The sequence below is a fragment of the Gardnerella vaginalis genome (genome assembly GCF_040427915.1).
Taxonomy (GTDB): Bacteria; Actinomycetota; Actinomycetes; order Actinomycetales; family Bifidobacteriaceae; genus Bifidobacterium; species Bifidobacterium vaginale_C.
In genome coordinates this window covers 556,713-573,932 of the sequence record NZ_JBETXJ010000002.1, presented here as the reverse complement: position 1 = coordinate 573,932, position 17,220 = coordinate 556,713, and the positions used below count along the sequence as shown (strand labels likewise).

General features: G+C 44.6%; 15 protein-coding genes. 6 read left to right on the top strand and 9 right to left on the bottom strand.

What is annotated here, in order from left to right; translation table 11 throughout:
• Positions 1-244: 244 nt before the first annotated feature.
• The gene (gene clpB, locus ABVC65_RS02300) at positions 245-2,839 is read right to left on the bottom strand and encodes an ATP-dependent chaperone ClpB (protein ID WP_353582509.1); all 2,595 of its coding nucleotides are present in this window, start codon (positions 2,837-2,839) and stop codon (positions 245-247) included.
• A 273-nt stretch (positions 2,840-3,112) separates the two neighbouring features.
• Between clpB and ABVC65_RS02295 the strand changes: the two genes are divergently transcribed.
• Complete coding sequence (locus ABVC65_RS02295) at positions 3,113-3,928, top strand: fumarylacetoacetate hydrolase family protein (protein ID WP_020759573.1); 816 nt, start codon at positions 3,113-3,115, stop codon at positions 3,926-3,928.
• Positions 3,929-3,977: 49 nt separating this feature from the next.
• Here ABVC65_RS02295 and ABVC65_RS02290 read toward each other — a convergent pair whose 3' ends face one another.
• The 5 genes from ABVC65_RS02290 to ABVC65_RS02270 form a co-directional block, all read right to left on the bottom strand.
• Positions 3,978-4,778: a YggS family pyridoxal phosphate-dependent enzyme gene (locus ABVC65_RS02290; protein ID WP_353582508.1), complete on the bottom strand. Its 801-nt coding sequence runs from the start codon at positions 4,776-4,778 to the stop codon at positions 3,978-3,980.
• A gap of 32 nt (positions 4,779-4,810) precedes the next feature.
• Positions 4,811-5,119, bottom strand: coding sequence for a hypothetical protein (locus ABVC65_RS02285; protein WP_004120320.1), 309 nt, complete (start codon positions 5,117-5,119; stop codon positions 4,811-4,813).
• Positions 5,116-5,388 (bottom strand): hypothetical protein, encoded by a 273-nt coding sequence (locus ABVC65_RS02280; protein ID WP_353582507.1) that lies wholly within the window; start codon positions 5,386-5,388, stop codon positions 5,116-5,118. The genes ABVC65_RS02285 and ABVC65_RS02280 overlap by 4 nt, the downstream gene beginning before the upstream one ends.
• A gap of 79 nt (positions 5,389-5,467) precedes the next feature.
• Entirely contained in the window at positions 5,468-6,517 is a 1,050-nt protein-coding gene (locus tag ABVC65_RS02275; protein ID WP_353582506.1) for a glutamyl-Q tRNA(Asp) synthetase, read from the bottom strand.
• Between the two features lie 145 nt (positions 6,518-6,662).
• Positions 6,663-7,394, bottom strand: coding sequence for an MIP/aquaporin family protein (locus ABVC65_RS02270; RefSeq protein WP_016828755.1), 732 nt, complete (start codon positions 7,392-7,394; stop codon positions 6,663-6,665).
• 575 nt (positions 7,395-7,969) lie between these two features.
• Between ABVC65_RS02270 and ABVC65_RS02265 the strand changes: the two genes are divergently transcribed.
• The 5 genes from ABVC65_RS02265 to upp all read left to right on the top strand — a co-directional run bounded on the left by ABVC65_RS02265 (position 7,970) and on the right by upp (position 13,293).
• Positions 7,970-10,207 (top strand): RNA degradosome polyphosphate kinase, encoded by a 2,238-nt coding sequence (locus tag ABVC65_RS02265; RefSeq protein ID WP_004574449.1) that lies wholly within the window; start codon positions 7,970-7,972, stop codon positions 10,205-10,207.
• 46 nt (positions 10,208-10,253) lie between these two features.
• The gene (locus ABVC65_RS02260; protein WP_353582505.1) at positions 10,254-10,478 is read left to right on the top strand and encodes a hypothetical protein; all 225 of its coding nucleotides are present in this window, start codon (positions 10,254-10,256) and stop codon (positions 10,476-10,478) included.
• Positions 10,479-10,483: 5 nt separating this feature from the next.
• A complete protein-coding gene (locus ABVC65_RS02255) occupies positions 10,484-11,647 on the top strand; it encodes an NUDIX hydrolase (RefSeq protein WP_353582504.1) in 1,164 nt (387 codons plus the stop codon).
• 46 nt (positions 11,648-11,693) lie between these two features.
• Positions 11,694-12,356 (top strand): thymidine phosphorylase, encoded by a 663-nt coding sequence (locus ABVC65_RS02250; RefSeq protein ID WP_353582503.1) that lies wholly within the window; start codon positions 11,694-11,696, stop codon positions 12,354-12,356.
• A gap of 298 nt (positions 12,357-12,654) precedes the next feature.
• On the top strand, positions 12,655-13,293 hold the full coding sequence (gene upp, locus ABVC65_RS02245) for a uracil phosphoribosyltransferase (RefSeq protein ID WP_004120306.1): 639 nt from the start codon (positions 12,655-12,657) through the stop codon (positions 13,291-13,293).
• A 153-nt stretch (positions 13,294-13,446) separates the two neighbouring features.
• Here upp and ABVC65_RS02240 read toward each other — a convergent pair whose 3' ends face one another.
• From ABVC65_RS02240 to dnaB, 3 genes are all read right to left on the bottom strand, one after another.
• The gene (locus ABVC65_RS02240; protein ID WP_353582502.1) at positions 13,447-14,253 is read right to left on the bottom strand and encodes a type 1 glutamine amidotransferase; all 807 of its coding nucleotides are present in this window, start codon (positions 14,251-14,253) and stop codon (positions 13,447-13,449) included.
• Positions 14,254-14,269: 16 nt separating this feature from the next.
• Positions 14,270-15,577: a MurT ligase domain-containing protein gene (locus ABVC65_RS02235; RefSeq protein WP_353582501.1), complete on the bottom strand. Its 1,308-nt coding sequence runs from the start codon at positions 15,575-15,577 to the stop codon at positions 14,270-14,272.
• 93 nt (positions 15,578-15,670) lie between these two features.
• Positions 15,671-17,146 (bottom strand): replicative DNA helicase, encoded by a 1,476-nt coding sequence (gene dnaB, locus ABVC65_RS02230; protein WP_353582500.1) that lies wholly within the window; start codon positions 17,144-17,146, stop codon positions 15,671-15,673.
• Positions 17,147-17,220: the final 74 nt, after the last annotated feature.

The window sequence follows — 17,220 nt, the reverse complement described above, 5'->3', positions numbered from 1 at the left end:
AAAAAAAGAGATTTTTACAAAAACCAATTAAAATTTTAAAAGATACGCATATCCTATAATGCCAATTATCAGCAATAACTCGAAAAATTAAGTGGGAAATCCACCTTTTTATTTCAAGTTCATTCTACAAATATTTTTTATTCAGATACAAAAATAGCGCGCTGTCTACTGGAAAATAATCCAACAAACAGCACGCTTCGTTTTATTTGACTACATTATTTGACTACATTAAAGAATGCAGGCACTACGCAATCTTGAGAGTTACATGGTCGCTAGTATTCTCACAATCCGCAACTACGCGAGCGCCATCATGCACATCGCCAGAAAGCAACAATCGCGCAAGCTGATCGCCAATTTCCGTTTGAACCAATCTGCGCAACGGACGAGCACCATAAACTGGATCATAGCCATGCTCCGCAAGCCAAGCGCGAGCAGAATCACTCACATCCAAGCTAATACGGCGATCACTCAAGCGTGCAGCCACTTGACGAACTTGAATATCCACAATTCCACCAAGCTCTTCGCGGCTCAACGGATGGAACATAACAAGCTCATCCAAACGGTTAATGAACTCTGGCTTAAACTCAGCGTGAACAGCATTCATAACAGCCTTGCGTTTAGCAGCATCGTCCAAGCCCTCTTGCACAAGGAATTGCGAACCCAAGTTTGATGTCATAATCAAAATCGTATTCGTAAAATCAACCGTTCTACCCTGGCCGTCAGTCAAACGACCATCATCCAAAACCTGCAACAAAACGTCGAATACTTCTGGATGCGCCTTCTCAACTTCGTCAAAAAGCACTACAGAATACGGGCGGCGTCGCACAGCTTCAGTAAGCTGGCCGCCTTCCTCATAGCCAATGTAACCAGGAGCAGCACCGATTAGACGCGAAACGGAAGCCTTTTCCATGTACTCGCTCATATCAATGCGAACCATTGCGCGCTCGTCGTCAAACAAAAAGTCAGCAAGAGCCTTCGCAAGCTCCGTCTTACCAACGCCAGTAGGACCCAAGAACAAGAAGGAACCAGTTGGACGATTCGGGTCTGCAATTCCAGCACGGCTTCTGCGCACAGCATCCGCTATAGCCTGAATTGCTTCGCTTTGACCAACCACACGCTTAGAAAGCTCCTTTTCCATGTTTAGCAGCTTCTCATTTTCGCCTTGCATCAAGCGACCAACAGGAATACCAGTCCATTCGCTAACAACTCCAGCAATAGAATCAGCATCAACCTGGTCTGGAACCATTGGCTCTTTCGCTTCACTCTTAGCATTAGCAGCCTCAGACTCCGCTTCTTCCAAAGCTTTTTGAATGCTTGGAATTTCGCCATACAAAATACGGCTTGCTTGTTCCAAATTGCCTTCGCGCGTGAATTTGTCGGCTTCTACGCGCTTAGCATCGAGTTGCGCTCGCAAATCACCAACCTTGTTGTGGCCAGCCTTTTCCGCATCCCAACGCGCCTTCAAACCAGCAAGCTTTTCGCGCGAGTTAGCTAATTCTTCTTGCAACTTTTCTAAGCGTTCTTTAGCAGCAGCATCTTCCGCTTTCTTTAATTGCATTTCTTCCATTTCAAGACGCGTAACTTTGCGCTGCAATTCGTCGATCTCTTCTGGCTGAGAATCAAGCTCCATACGCAAGTGAGCTGCCGCTTCATCCACCAAATCAATCGCCTTATCTGGAAGCTGTCTGCCAGTAATATAGCGGTTTGAAAGCGTTGCTGCAGCTACGATTGCATCGTCACTAATCGTCACCTTGTGGTGCGCTTCGTAACGTTGCTTAAGTCCGCGCAAAATCGTCACCGTATCTTCAACAGATGGCTCGCCAACGAATACTTGCTGGAATCTGCGCTCAAGAGCGGAATCCTTTTCAATATGCTCACGATACTCGTTAAGCGTAGTTGCGCCAACCAAGCGCAGCTCACCTCGCGCAAGCATTGGCTTAAGCATATTGCCAGCATCCATTGAACCTTCTGCAGATCCTGCGCCAACAACAGTGTGAATTTCGTCAATAAACGTAATAATTTGACCGTCCGATTGCTGGATTTCCTTCAACACTGCCTTTAAGCGTTCCTCAAATTCGCCGCGATACTTCGAACCTGCAACCATCGAAGCCAAATCGAGACTGATAAGACGCTTGTTTTGCAATGTCGTAGGCACATCCCCTGCAACAATTCGTTGAGCCAATCCTTCTACAACTGCCGTTTTACCAACGCCCGGCTCGCCAATTAGCACAGGATTGTTCTTCGTGCGTCGAGAAAGAATTTGAATCACGCGACGAATTTCCTGATCGCGCCCAATCACAGGGTCAAGCTTTCCCTCGCGAGCGCGCGCAGTCATATCAACCGAATATTTTTCAAGCGCTTTGTAGTTGCCTTCTGCATCTGGGCTGGTAACTTTCGCACCTCCACGCACAGTTGGCACAGCTTTTCGCAACGCATCTGCAGAAACATTGTGCTTTTTGAAAATATCCGCGACAGCATTCGGCGCGCTTGCAACTATGCCGATAAGCATGTGCTCCGTGGAAACGTATTCGTCTCCCATTGAGCGCATTTCTTTTTCTGACTGGCTTAGCGCGGCCAAAAGTTGACGACTTGCGTCTGGCTTAGTCGTAGTAGAGCCAGTAGATGAAGGCAATGCCACTAATGCATTGCGAATTTCAGAACCGATTTGTTGTGCGTCCGCCCCCGCCTGAGCAATAAGCGCACGCACAACGCCTTGTTCTTGGCGAAGTAAAGCATCTGCCAAATGTAACGTATCTACTTGCGCATTGCCAGCTGCCGCCGCGCTTTGCACAGCATCACTTAATGCATCTTGCGCTAAGGTCGTAAATTTTTGTTCCATATTTACCCCCATTTGCACCGCTATCTAGCGGATTTTAGGTGATTTGCGTGCACTTTTTGCGATTGCACTCAAACCACATTCTGTCAATTTCTAAAACTTGAGTCTACTACACTCAAGTTTTGTTTTCAAGATGTTTGTGGCGTTTTCTTATACAACGGTTGCTTGCGACTTTTCCATATCAAATTCATCAATTGCAAAGTCGTCAGTCAAATATCAAAAAATAAATAAATATCAAAAATAAATAAGTATTAAATATGTCGTAATCTTAAAAATATGAGAATTGCACGTTTTTCCTATAATGAAGTTCCTCAATATGCGTTTGTTCAAAAAGACGAAGCAGACGGCAAGGATTATTTAGTAGCGCTGGAAGGTCATCCATTAAGCCCTCAGGGAGTTAAGCCAACAGGCAAGCGCTACGAGTTAGATGCCGATGGCGTGCGCCTGCTTGCGCCAGTGATTCCTTCAAAAGTCTACGGATTGGCAAAAAACTACGATACGCGTTCTGCTGAAGAGCGCGCATCTTCTGCTGCGGCCGCGTCGCATACTGCTGCAGATATGGTGATTTTTACAAAGCCGAGCACATCTGTAATTGGCCCAGACGATCCGATTGTTATTCCTGCTTTTTCGAACGATATGAATTTTGAGCCAGAAGTGGCTGTTGTTATGGGCAAAATCGCCAAAAATGTATCGGTAGATAAGGCAATGGACTATGTTTTTGGCTTTACTTGCGTAAATGACGTAACTTTGCGCGATTGCGCAGGTAGCGACCCAATGTTTACGCGCGCAAAGGGCTTTGACACTTCTTGCCCACTAGGCCCATGGATTACAACTGAGCTAAATTGGCGAGATGCGCATATCTCATTTACGCTTAATGGAAAAGATGTGCCAGAGGCGAGCGGCACCACAGCGCGATTGATCCACAGTATTCCAGAGCAAATCGCTGCGATTTCAAGCTTCTCAACACTTCTTCCAGGAGATGTGATTTTGACAGGAACGCCGTATCCAGCAGGAACTTTGCACGCTGGCGACGAAGCGATTGTACATGTAGATGGTATTGGTTCGCTGCGCAATGTGATTATGCATGCGTAACGGCAATAAAAGTAAAAGATAAAAATCAGAAGCTAGACAAAACTTAATACTACACAAATGCGCGCGGGCCAAAGATTGCCGAACCGATTCGAACCATCGTAGAACCTTCGGCAATCGCCCACGCAAAATAGCCAGACATTCCCATCGAAAGCTCTAATTTTGCAGAGTTTCCATCATGATCTTGCGCGAGTTGTTCACTTACGCAATCTCTAATTTCTCGCAATTTTGCGAAACCACTTCTCACTATTTTTTCATCATCCACGCGCGCTCCAAGCGTCATGAACCCGCACAAATTAAGTGATGACAAGCTAGATATAGCGAGTGCTTCGTCAATCGCACGTTCTGGCACGCACCCAGATTTCGTAGCTTCTCCCGAAACGTTCACTTCCAACATAACGTCTGTGCAAAGTCCCAAATTTTGCGCGCGAGCAGATATTTTTTGCGCAAGATCAATGCCGTCAACCGACTGAATACCATTTGCAAGCGGCAAGACTTTGTTTATTTTATTGCTTTGCAGCTGACCTATTAAGTATAGCGGAATTTCGCCGTTTACACCAACGCTTAAGCCTTCTTTAGCAGCCTCCACGCGTAAAATTTCTGCTTTTGCAACAATTTCTTGCGGACGATTTTCCCCAATTACTCGCACTCCAGCTTTAAGCGCTGCCATAATTTCGCCAACATCTCGCGTTTTAGTTGCGGCAAGTAGCCTAACAGATCCAACCTTGCACCCATAACGCGATTCGGCTTGAGCAATGGCGTCTTGCACGCTGTGCACGCCGTCGGCAATTTGACGCGCACGAACACAATCAACCTCAGTATTCGCTAAATCTTTTTGCGTCATATATGCCATTTATTGCCCCAATCTAATCTCATAAAAAATAGTCACACTAATTGAGGAATTTTATCACTATATTTACGACGTGCAGCTTCTGCAGTAACTCCAAGTGCGCGACCTATTGTATTCCAAGACTGACCATTTTTGCGGCTTTTGTACACAGCGTTATTTATCTCTTTTTCAATTGCGTGACGGCGATAATTCAATCTGCTCAATTCACGAGATGGGTCCCAACGAGAATCCAAAGTTGGATCTCCTGGATCTGGTTCCGATTTTGCTTCCATTTCTTTTGAAATAATCTCGCCATATTCCGCAAGATCTTTTTGCTCTTCTTTACTCAATTCACTAAATTTCATTTCAACCCTTCCTTTTCCAAATATCCTTTTCTTGCTTTCATCGCGTGAACTATAAGTTCCTGCGAAAATCCACGCCTTCTTGCTGTGCCAATCTCGTACCAAACAGCGCCAGAAACTCCTGGTCCCACATACATTATTGTTGGTGGATTTCTATCATAATTGACATCAACAGGGCCTCTTGATTCTCGATACGCATGAAGTATGTCGTTTTCTGAAACTCCATGCTTCAAAGCTGATGGCAAAATAATTGGCTCTTCATATTGATACATACACACAATATTACATGCCAATATATGTTGCCGTCAAATATTGGCAAATAATATCTGCAATCATATGTAGCGAAATACATTAGTCAAGGAAGGGCACGGATTTGTCTGCTAGGTTTGCGCGAACAGAATCCCACGGCGTTTCGTCGCTTTTAAATAACGCGAGCGCATCGTTTGCACTCATATCTACTGGGCGAGTTTGCTCAGGATTCTTGTATCCCAAAAGATACATGCAGTAACCAATCATGCGCTCGGCGCTCCAACCAGATTCACGAAGCGCACCAACATCTAGCGAGTGCTTACTTTTTGCGAGTCGCTCGCCTTGAGCGTTATCAATTAGCGGCAAGTGCGCAAATTGCGGACGCACGTAATGCACACCGTGATCCGCAAAGAATCCCGACTTTTCCAGCAGCTCACCAATCCAAATTTGAAGCGCTGCCGAACGCAGCAAATCGCGTCCGCGCACAATGTCGTTTACTCCAGAAAGCACGTCGTCAACAACAACAGCAAGCTGATAAGAAAATACGCCATCAGCGCGGCGAATCACCATATCTCCCAAATCGCGGTCAATATTAAAAGATTGCTTCCCAAAAATCGCATCTTCAAAATCAATATTTGCTTGCCTCGAATCAGCCGAGGGAACAGCAAGTCGCAAAGAATGTTGCTGATTATTTTGCAAACGCTTTTCGATTTGCGCCAATCCTTCCGCGTTTTTGCGAAGATTTCTGCATGTACCCGGGTAGCGTATGAAACCATCTCCTTCTTGCGGAGCTGCAATTGCGCGAATATCGGAACGCGAGCAAAAACAAGGGTAAATCAGGGAATTTCCGTCTCCGTCTTGCAAAGATTCTAATGATTCAAGAGCTTCTTGGTAGATAGAATTGCGATTATGCTGATAAGTCGGCTCACCAATCCAATCAAGACCAGCCCAATGCAAATCGTCAATCACTCGCGCGCTGGCATCCTTCGGCATTCGCGCAATATCGAGATCTTCCAAACGCAAAAGCATGTTGCCGCCTTGCGATTTTACAGAAAGCCAAGCAGCCAACATTGCTACCATATTGCCAATATGCATACGCCCAGAAGGAGTCGGTGCGAAACGTCCAATAGCAATAGTTGACTTCGAAAACATTATTCCGTCTTTCTTAATACCTTTTTAATAAGCACAAGCTTGCAAAATAAAAAGCGCGTAACGCATTCATACTAGCATCACGCGCTTCTTACAACCGTAATCAACCGTAATCAACCGCAATCAATAACAGTTAAAAGCAAATGTTTTACGCAAATAACGACTTAAACATAAGTACGCCCAAAATTGCGCCAGCAGTAGGAGCAACCACTGGAATCCACGCCTCGCCCCAGCGAGAAGAACCCTTGTGTGGAATTGGCAAAATGGCGTGTAGCAAACGTGGCATAAGGTCTCGAGCAGGATTCAAAGCAGGACCAGTCGGACCACCCATAGAAGTCACCAATCCCCAAACAACAAAGCCGACTACGATTGAAGCGCCAGCCAAATTCTTCTCTCCCCAAGGAGAAGTAAGGCAGCAAAGCGCAGCCAAAACAAGCACGAGCGTACCAAAGAATTCATTTAGGAAGTAGTTAAGCTTGTTATTGTAAGCGTCCGTAGTGCAGAACGTGCCAAGAATAGCCTCTGGCTCTTCGGTTTCGTTGTAATGTGGCAAATAAGTTACGTACACAATAAGCTGACCGACCAATGCGCCCAAAAGCTGTGCAACAATATACGGAAGTACGTTTGCCCAAGGGAACATTCCGCAAACAGCTTGCGCAATTGTCATAGCAGGATTTATGTGCGCACCAGAAATTCCGCCAAACATGAGCACTGGGAACATAACGCCAAAACCATAGCCCATAGCAATATTTAGCCAACCTGCGTGATGACCTTTAGTGTTTTTAAGTTCAACATTGGCAACAGCTCCATTGCCAAAAATCATAAGAATGGCAGTTCCAATAAACTCGGCTGCCAACATTACTGTAAATGAATGTTGCATGGTTCTTCGATCCTTCTTAATTGTTTTGCTGCTTTTGCTTTTGTACGACATCTCATTTTCAAAGAAGCTAAGAAAATGAATCCAGCAATTATTATTCCAACAATTATTCTTTGATAGTTTCCCCTATGAACACGACACTGCGAGTAAATATCAAATAGCCATATATCAAAAGAGGCCCGCCACACTGGCGAGCCTCTTACTTACAAAAACAATCTTCAGCGGTTCTATCTGCACAACATCCTCGTTGCAACGGTAAAGTCTCAAATATCCGTCCAACGTAAATTGGAATCTAACATCCATACATTTTCTGTGGTCTACCGCTCTTTTAATTTGTTCTTGTGATTCTTATTATTACTGTTTTTTGTTCTTTAGTAAAGTACAAAACCATCTTTGTTCACATATTGTAATTAGTGTTCATTCGCACACAAAAAATAGATAGTTTTGCATCATTTTGTGAATATGCAATGGTTGTCATGTTCAGATGCGTTCACATATTGCAATCATCGGCGTGTCGAGCCGCATAGCTGCCGACACTCAGTCGCGCACTTCCCTTACAACGCATACAATTACAGAGTATGGTACAAATTTTTGACGCTCCCTCAAAGGCGATTCTGCGCGGTCAAATTGCAGAGCACATCGCCGAAGACGAAAAGGCAGAAAAGCGTGAAGCTCGTGAGGGCGAGCTACCGTTGCCAAAAGATCGCTTCTTTGACCGAGAATTAAGCTGGTTAAAGTTCAATCGTCGCGTGCTTGAGTTAGCGCAAAATACTGATTTACCACTTCTCGAACGTGCTAATTTTGCAGCTATTTTTGCCTCCAACCTAGACGAGTTCTTTATGGTTCGAGTTGCAGGCTTAAAGCGCCGAATTGACTCAGGAATCGCAGTAACCGCGGCAAGTGGGCTAAGCCCACGTCAACAATTGCGCGCAATTAGCGAGGTTACACATCGTCGTCAAGATGAGCATGCGCATTACGTAATCGACCATATTTTGCCAGAGCTTGCTAAGCAGCGCATTGTTATGCTCAGTTGGGACAAGCTTACGCAATCCGAAAAAGATAGACTTTCGGACTATTATCGCAAGCAGGTTTTCCCAGTATTAACGCCACTTGCAGTGGATCCTGCACACCCGTTCCCATATATTTCTGGCAAGTCTATTAACTTGGCTGTTATTGTAGAAAATCCGAATTCTGGAAAGTCGCATTTTGCTCGCGTAAAGATTCCAGATAATTTGAATCGTCTTGTTCCAGTTGATGATTTAACAGATGAAGAAGGTCGCGAAGAGCGCTACGGATTCATTACTATGGAAAAGTTGATTGCAGCACATTTGGAATCGCTTTTCCCAGGCATGATTATTAAGGAAGCTCGCTCATTCCGCGTTACACGTAACGAGGATATTGACGTTGAGGAAGACGATGCAGAAAACTTGCTTAACGCTATGGAAAAGGAGCTTTTACGCCGTCGTTTTGGACCGCCTATTCGTCTTGAGATTTCCGACGAAGCTAGCCCATTCCTTTCGCAGCTTCTCGCTAATCAATTGCGCGTAAGCCCTGAGGAAGTCTATCGTTTGCCTTCGCCACTAGATATGACGGTTCTTTTTGAATTACAGGCACTCGATCGCCCAGATTTGAAGTATCGTCCATTTATTCCTACTACGAATCGTCAGATTGCAGAAGTTGAAACTAGCCATGCGCAGGATATTTTCGCGTCGATTCGCGAGCACGATATTTTGTTGCATCACCCTTACGATTCGTTCTCTACGTCTGTTCAGGCGTTCTTGGCGCAGGCGGCGGCAGATCCAAAGGTGCTTGCAATTAAGCAAACTTTGTATCGCACGTCTAGCAATTCGCCAATTATTGACGCTCTTGTTGACGCAGCCCACGCCGGCAAGCAGGTACTTGCGCTTGTTGAGATTAAAGCGCGATTCGACGAAGACGCCAACATTGCTTGGGCGCGCAAGCTTGAGCGCGCAGGCGTTCACGTTGTTTACGGCATTGTTGGATTGAAGACGCATTGCAAGCTTTCGCTTGTGGTTCGTCAAGAAGCCGAAGGATTGCGCCGCTATTGCCACGTTGGTACTGGCAACTATAACCCTAAGACGGCTCGCCTTTACACAGATTTGGGCTTGCTTACTTGCGATCCTGTAGTTGGTCAAGATTTGACTCGCCTGTTTAATCAGCTTTCGGGTTACGCTCCAAAGTCTAGTTTCCATCGCTTGCTTGTGGCTCCTCGCACAGTTCGAACGGGCATTATTGAGCGAATTCGCAGGGAAGAGGCAGCGGCTCTTGCTGGAAAAGAAGCGTGGATTAAGATTAAAGTCAATTCTGTTGTTGACGAAAAGACGATTGACGCTTTGTACCGCGCGGCTCAAGCTGGAGTAAAGATTGACATTGTGGAGCGTGGAATTTGCTCGCTAAAGCCTGGCATTGAAGGATTGAGTGAGAATATTCGAGTTCGCTCTATTCTTGGCAGATTCCTTGAGCACAGCCGAATCTATGCTTTTGCTAATTCTTGCGGTCCGCAAATTGGCGATGGTCCTGCAAGTGGCCCAGAAGTGTGGATTGGCTCGGCCGATTTGATGCATCGCAATCTTGATAGGCGCGTTGAAACGCTGGTTCGCATAAGCGCTCCAGACCAGGTGGAAGCGTTGATTCAGTACATTGATTTGCAAATGGCTGATTCAACAGTTTCTTGGTGGATGGATGGAGATGGCACATACACGCTACATTCTCGCGATTCCGAAGGTCGCCCTCTAGTCGATAGCCAGGAATATCTAATTCATACTCACACACGCAAACCTCGAGGTGTGAACTGATCGCGAGTAACTAATAAACGATAGACAAAGAGCCAGATTCAGCAATATGATTCTGGCTCTTGTTGTATTTATTGCTCCTTCTAATCTGACTAAATCTCAAGCGTTCCAGCAGCCAAATCGTCATAGCACTTTGCCAGTTTTAGTAGTTCTTGGGATTATACAGCAAAAATATCTGACTTACTCAAAACACGTGCATCACAATTATTACTGTGCACAAAATATAAAACATTATGGAACAACTAAAAGTTGCGGAAGAAAACCGCTAAAATAATGAATATGAGTGTAGTGACGACGCGATACGTTGAGGCTGCTGGCGGAATTATTTATCGCAAGCGAAATACAATAGACAGCTCAAACACAAGTGACTTGAAAAAGACAAGCAATCAAGCGAACATGATAAGCGATGACGACTTTGAGCTTTGCCTTGTTTACCGACCAAAATATGACGATTGGAGCTGGCCAAAAGGCAAGAATGAAGACAATGAGTCCCATCGTCATACAGCTGTGCGCGAAGTTGGGGAAGAAACAGGCTACGCAGTCACACTCGGACCTCACATTGCCCAAATAGAATATCCGCTTGAAAACGAAGGCAAAAAATCAATCTCAAAAAGCGGTGCGAAAAACAATTCACAAAACAACAATAAAACAGAAGTAGTTAAGCGAATTCACTACTGGATGATGCGCGAAATAGACGAAAATGCTGCAATGAGGCGACTACCAGCATTTGGCCCAATAAAACCAGCAAAACCTACTGAAATTAGCAATGTTATATGGCTTACTCCTTCTAAAGCTCGCAAAAAACTCACACACGATAGCGATAGAAAAGTTTTAGATGCTTTTCTTGAAAAGCTACACGCTTGTCAAACTGAATATAAAACATTAATACTAGTACGACATGGAAAAGCTGAATCCCGTAAATCATGGCAAGGCAGCGAAGCAACTCGTCCAATCACTCCTCTTGGATCTGCAGCATCCTACGCTCTAGGTCGTGAGCTTGCTTGCTATGCTCCAAATCGAATTGTTTCGTCACCTTGGAAACGTTGCGTAGAAACTGTTGCAACTTTTGCACACGATTCTTCTCTTTATATAGAACAGATTGCGGAACTTACTGAAGATCATCATGAGAATAAACCAAAATCTACATTATCTGTTCTTATAAGTGAAATACAAAATCTTGATTGCAACGTAAAAAACACACAAAACACACAAAATGCAGAAGAAAACATTAACAATTCAACAGTTATGTGTTTGCACCGCCCTATTATCGGCACTTTCTTTGACTATTTGCGAGGAATCACAAAACCGCGAGCGAATAAACGCATACTTAGCCAAAAATCTCCATACATGCCTACTGGCAGCGCAATAGTTTTGCATATTAGCAATACTTCTAAAGGCGCTCGCATTATTAATATTGAAAAGGTGTTACCAATTGTCTACTAGCCTTAATTCACAATCGAGTTCTATTCATTCGAGCAGATCTGCTTTTATGCCAAGTCCAATAGGCGCAAGTCGCCCAAGCCGACCTGCACAAATGGATCCTGCAATGCTCGCACAAATTGAAGGTGGCACAGATCCACAAATTGTAAACGAAATCAGCCACACTTCAGCAGCAGTTCTGCTTAACCGTGTGCATAAAACACAATCTCCAGAGATTGTGGAACGCGTACTGAATTTGGTTGAGAATGAGGGCATTGAGGTCATCGCAGACTTGTGGAGTCAAGCGCAACCTGATTCGCTTCCTGGAATGCTTTTTAGGCTATATTTGCTTCGGGAGTCTTTGCATAAACAGCGAGAAGCATATGCGGAGTATTGGAATCTTGGAGAACCTTCTACAACTAGCGCTTCCGCAATTACTGGAATTGACGAAGCTCCTACAGGAGAAGATATTGCGCGACTCGCGGATTCTATTCTTTCTGGTGCTTTTACTGGCGATTTTGCTGTTGCTCTATATCGAGCTTCTGCGTTTACTGCGATTATTTCGCGCGGAATGCGTTCTTATGCGAAAAAATTAACACAGAAGATGAACGATTCCAAAAGAGATGATTCACAGCTTCTTGCTCGCGTTTTGCACAAATCTGCAAACGTGCATGCACTTTCCTTATGCTTCGCTAATGGAGCTAAATTGTGGAGACTTGGAAAACTCGATTAGTTTGTTTGCTATCACACTGCGTTTATTTGTTATACAATAATGCGGCGCGCTGAAATTTAAAAGCATGTATACTCAGGAAGTGACGCTGGCTTGTGTTTAAGCCCCGGGCTCCATTTTTTGCCGCTGCGAGCGGCGTTTGCGCCGACAGGCGCTTTCGCAAGTCAGCGTTTTTAAGAATGTTTTATATTCTCCAGCAATTCACAAAATTCAACCTTCATTAACACTTGTTTATATTTTTTCTAAATAGTCACGGCACGCCGATAGCTTAACATGCCGCGCTTGCACTAATCTAGAAGGTATGGATCTTCATGTTTTACATCATCCGCTGGTGGACCACAAGCTCACCGTTTTGCGTGATAAGAATACACCTTCTAACATTTTCCGCGAGTTAGTTTCCGAATTGGTAACTCTCGAAGCATACGAAGCAACCCGCAATTTGGAAGTTAGCGATCGCGAGATTGAGACTCCTATTTGCAAGATGACCGGCAAGCATTTGAACCGTCCACGCCCAATGGTTGTGCCAGTTTTGCGCGCTGGACTCGGTATGCTTGACGGCATGACTCGCCTTCTTCCAACTGCTGAGGTTGGATTCCTTGGTATGAAGCGCGACGAGCAGACGCTCGATATTGTCACTTATGCCAACCGTTTGCCAGAAGATTTGACTGGTCGTCAGTGCTTCTTGCTGGACCCAATGCTTGCTACTGGTGGCACTCTTATTGCCGCTACGCACTACTTGGCAGAGCGCGGCGCTAAAGATGTTACTGCTATTAACATTTTGGCAGCGCCAGAAGGCTTGGAGCGCATTGAGAAGGAGATTGATCCTTCTATTGACTTTAAGGTTGTTGTTTGCGCTGTTGATGAGCATTTGAACGACAAAGCTTATATCGTTCCTGGTCTTGGCGACGCTGGCGATCGCTTGTATGGTTTAATTGACTAATAGTTACTAACCAAATAAAACGAAAACTAGAATATAGAAGCTAGAATCAAAAACTACAAAATAGCCTGCTGATTTGCAACACTTTGCAAGTTCAGCAGGCTTTTGTATTCAGGCTTTGTATTTAGATCTGACAAGTTTTAGAATTTGCAAGTTTTACCGCGGACGAGTTACAGCAACTTCGCGAGCGCGATCTGCTAATTCGTCTAATTTCGCAAGCTCCGCGCGCTGAGCATCAGTTTGTTTTGGCTCAAATTCTCCATAACGATTCTGCGCAGCTGTACGAATTAAAAAGTCAGCCAAACGCGGATTTTTCGGCAAAACTGAGCCGTGCATATAAGTGCCGATAACGTTGTATTTGCGCGCGCCTTCAGTGTGGTCTTCACCATTATTACCACAATTTTCACCATCAACCGAGCCGAGTGGCTGCGTGCCACTCTCCAAGCTTGTGCGTCCAGAATGGTTCTCGTAGCCCACAATATCGCCAAAATCGCGGCTATGCTCAACAAGGTTTCCAATCATGCGCACGTCTTGACCAACCGTATGCTCGCCGAGTACGCCAATGCCTTTAAGCTTTTGACCTTCAACAGTCTCAAAGTATTCTCCAAAAAGCTGGTATAGTCCACAAATCATTAACATTGGAACACCATCTTTTGCAAGCTCACGAATTGCGTCTGCGCGCGCAAATAAATCATCCGTAACCCTACTTTGACCATGATCTTGACCGCCGCCACCAAGAATCATATCTACTTGCTTTGGCCAATCATCGCCAACGTTGTACTCGTGAAGCACAGGCTTGTAACCATACAATTCCGCTCGACGCATAATCGTAAGCACATTGCCATAGTCACCGTAAATATTCATGTCTTTCGGGTAGAGCGACACAATATCTAATACACGATTTTCGGCTTCATTAGTAGCATTCGCTTGACTAATATCATTAACATCACTCATATCATTCATGACGACTACTTTCTTGCTACTTTCCAACTCCAACGTCTTTAATGCTTGCGATTTGTCCTAATGTAGCTCGCACGCGAAGCATAGCAGTGTATGTGCAATATATGCGCTTAGCATTTTTAGCATTGCTACTAAAATCGCCATTCACAAAAGCTTTAACGTCTTCTTCTAAATCAGTGTTCACATTTCTAGAAGCAACTTTGTCGTATTGCAAACGCAAAGCCATATCCCACGCGCGTGTGCCAGAAACGCAAGCGACTCCAGTGCCACTAAAGCACGTAAAATCAACGTCCCACAGCCAGCTCATGTCTCGACCGTCCGCGTATTCGTCGCAAATCGCAATCATTGTGTCATGATTTGCAGGCTTATCCGAAGCGAGTGCAAGTCTAAATCCAATAGGATTTTTCACTAGAACAAGCTCCACAGGTGCGCCGTTAACTTCGATTACTTCGCCTCGACCAAATGCTGGCGTTACGCGAGAAATAGCTTCCATAAGCGCATCGTCGTCGAATTTTGCGAGTGTTGCATCTTTTTTATCAGCATCTGCCAAAATAGCGCGCACAATCGTAGACGCAGCAGCCGCGTTAAAAATGTTATACACGCCTCGCAACTTAACGCTAGTAGTTTTTCTATGCCCATCAATCAAAAAATCGGCTTTATTATCTGCATCTGCAACTTTTGCCAAAACAACATCTGCATGCGGAAGATTGCGCGAATCACTATGCAAATCGCCGCCCAAATCATTGTGCAAATCGTCGTCGGTTGGAAACATGCTTCTTAACGATTCGTCCAAACCGAAATATTTTACCTTACAAGACGGCAAAACATCTTTAGAAAGCGCAGAAATTCGCGGATCTTCACGATTTAACACAACCACTCGCTCTGTCGAAGACGCAACATTGCTCAACAATTTAGCTGTAGTGTCAATCTCGCCAAATCTATCTAACTGGTCTCGCATAACATTTAAAAGCAGAGAATATTGCGGCTTTATTTGATTTACAAAATGCACCGCGTAAGCTTCATCAAGCTCTAAAACAGCTATATCCGCATCTAACTTTGTACCAAAAACTGGCATTTCTTGCACCAATGATGCAACAACTCCGCGTGTAAAATTCGATCCCGTAGGATTTGTAAACACGCGCAATCCAGCATCTCTAAGCATAGACGCAACCATGCGAGTCGTAGTTGTTTTACCGTTAGTTCCAGAAATTAATACAACACCATAAGGTAATTTTCCTAGCGTTCTTGCCAAAAACCCAGGGTCTAGTGTTTCTACAACTTTGCCCGGTAAAGCACTTCCTCCGTGGTTTGTCGCGCGCGAAATCATCCTAACCAGTTTTCCTACAGCTGGCATTATGAATTCAAAACAACAGCGTTTTACCACTTTATTTTTGGCGATCATCAATCCCCCTATTAACTTCTACTGCTGATATGCCTGAGACTGATGCGAATCATAACCTTGAGCATCATTGCCTTGCGAATATGATTGTGGCTGGTATCCTTGCGGCATATCTTTAAACTTAGATGTTGCTCCAAGAAAAGCTAGATTAAACGTTTCTGTAGGACCATTACGATGCTTTGCCATGATAATGTCTGCTTCTCCTGGGCGATCTTCTTTGTTGTAAAAATCAGGTCTATGCACAAGAAACACAACGTCAGCATCCTGTTCAATAGATCCCGATTCACGCAAATCCGAAAGCTGAGGCTTTTTATCGTTTCGCATTTCTGGTCCGCGGTTTAGCTGGCTTAGAGCAACAACTGGCACTTCCAGCTCTTTTGCGAGCAGCTTTAATGCACGCGAAAACTCCGAGACCTCTTGCTGTCTAGATTCAACTTTCTTTCCAGAAGTCATAAGCTGCAAATAGTCGATTACAACCAATTTTAGATCGTTCGTTTGCTTTAGTCGTCTGCATTTTGCGCGAATTTCCATAAGACTCATATTTGGGCTATCGTCTATAAAAAGCGGAGCGTCTTTCATCTTTGACCAAAACGCATTTAGCTTAGTCCACCTATCTGTTGTAATGTCTTCCGAAGTTCCGCGATGCATTGCAGTCATTGGAATATCTGTTTCGGCTGCGATTATTCTTTGAGCAAGCTCCAACTTGTTCATTTCTAGCGAGAACACGATTGTTGTCATATTGTGATGCAACGCTGCAGAACGCGCAAAGTCGATTCCAAGAGTTGACTTTCCCATTGCAGGCCTACCGGCTACGACTACCATTTGCCCTGGTTGCAAGCCTTGCGTCATATCGTCAATATCTCTAAATCCTGTTGGAACGCCTTTTTCAATCTCGTTACTTTGCAACTTGTCTAACTGCTCTAGAGCATCTTGCACAACAGGACCAATAGCGGAATAATCCTGGTGAACTTTGCCAGAACTCATCTCATAAACTTCGGATTGTGCAAGATTTACAACGTCTTCCGCTTGATCTCCCGTAGCAGAATACCCCATTTGCGCAATCTTTGTTCCAGAGGCAATCACGTTTCGCAAAATTGCATTTTTGTGCACAATATCCGCATAATATAGCGCGTTTGCGGCTGTAGGAACGCATGCTACAAGGCTATGCAAGTAGTCTGCTCCACCAATTTTCTCCAAGTTTTCGTCTTTTAGAAGCTCGTTTGCAACTAAAACAACGTCTACTGGTTGTGAGCCAGAAAACAGGCTTATAATCGCGTCGTAAATCGTTTGATGCTTTGGAACGTAAAAGTCTGCTGTTTCTAGTATTTGCGAGACTTCGCCAATAGCATCCTTGCTCATTAGCATTCCGCCTAAAACAGCCATTTCCGCATCTTCATCGTGAGGAGGAACCTTGTCAAACAAGCTAACATTAGCGTTAGCGTTGTTTAATCGGTTTGAGTCATTTCGATTTGACTGCCACATATCATTATCTGCCATAAAATCGAGTATAAACGTCTGCACGGAGCACACCAACAAAAGTTGATATAAACCAACACAAGTCGCAAGTTGCA

Bases quoted from the DNA above. Each gene is read 5' to 3' on its own strand.
- upp (WP_004120306.1), top strand. From the start codon at position 12,655: ATGGATCTTCATGTTTTACATCATCCGCTGGTGGACCACAAGCTCACC.
- ABVC65_RS02285 (WP_004120320.1), bottom strand. From the start codon at position 5,119: ATGAAATTTAGTGAATTGAGTAAAGAAGAGCAAAAAGATCTTGCGGAA.
- ABVC65_RS02255 (WP_353582504.1), top strand. From the start codon at position 10,484: ATGAGTGTAGTGACGACGCGATACGTTGAGGCTGCTGGCGGAATTATT.
- ABVC65_RS02260 (WP_353582505.1), top strand. From the start codon at position 10,254: ATGATTCTGGCTCTTGTTGTATTTATTGCTCCTTCTAATCTGACTAAA.
- dnaB (WP_353582500.1), bottom strand. From the start codon at position 17,146: ATGGCAGATAATGATATGTGGCAGTCAAATCGAAATGACTCAAACCGA.
- ABVC65_RS02240 (WP_353582502.1), bottom strand. From the start codon at position 14,253: ATGAATGATATGAGTGATGTTAATGATATTAGTCAAGCGAATGCTACT.
- ABVC65_RS02250 (WP_353582503.1), top strand. From the start codon at position 11,694: ATGCCAAGTCCAATAGGCGCAAGTCGCCCAAGCCGACCTGCACAAATG.
- clpB (WP_353582509.1), bottom strand. From the start codon at position 2,839: ATGGAACAAAAATTTACGACCTTAGCGCAAGATGCATTAAGTGATGCT.
- ABVC65_RS02290 (WP_353582508.1), bottom strand. From the start codon at position 4,778: ATGGCATATATGACGCAAAAAGATTTAGCGAATACTGAGGTTGATTGT.
- ABVC65_RS02235 (WP_353582501.1), bottom strand. From the start codon at position 15,577: ATGATTTCGCGCGCGACAAACCACGGAGGAAGTGCTTTACCGGGCAAA.
- ABVC65_RS02295 (WP_020759573.1), top strand. From the start codon at position 3,113: ATGAGAATTGCACGTTTTTCCTATAATGAAGTTCCTCAATATGCGTTT.
- ABVC65_RS02265 (WP_004574449.1), top strand. From the start codon at position 7,970: ATGGTACAAATTTTTGACGCTCCCTCAAAGGCGATTCTGCGCGGTCAA.
- ABVC65_RS02275 (WP_353582506.1), bottom strand. From the start codon at position 6,517: ATGTTTTCGAAGTCAACTATTGCTATTGGACGTTTCGCACCGACTCCT.
- ABVC65_RS02280 (WP_353582507.1), bottom strand. From the start codon at position 5,388: ATGTATCAATATGAAGAGCCAATTATTTTGCCATCAGCTTTGAAGCAT.
- ABVC65_RS02270 (WP_016828755.1), bottom strand. From the start codon at position 7,394: ATGCAACATTCATTTACAGTAATGTTGGCAGCCGAGTTTATTGGAACT.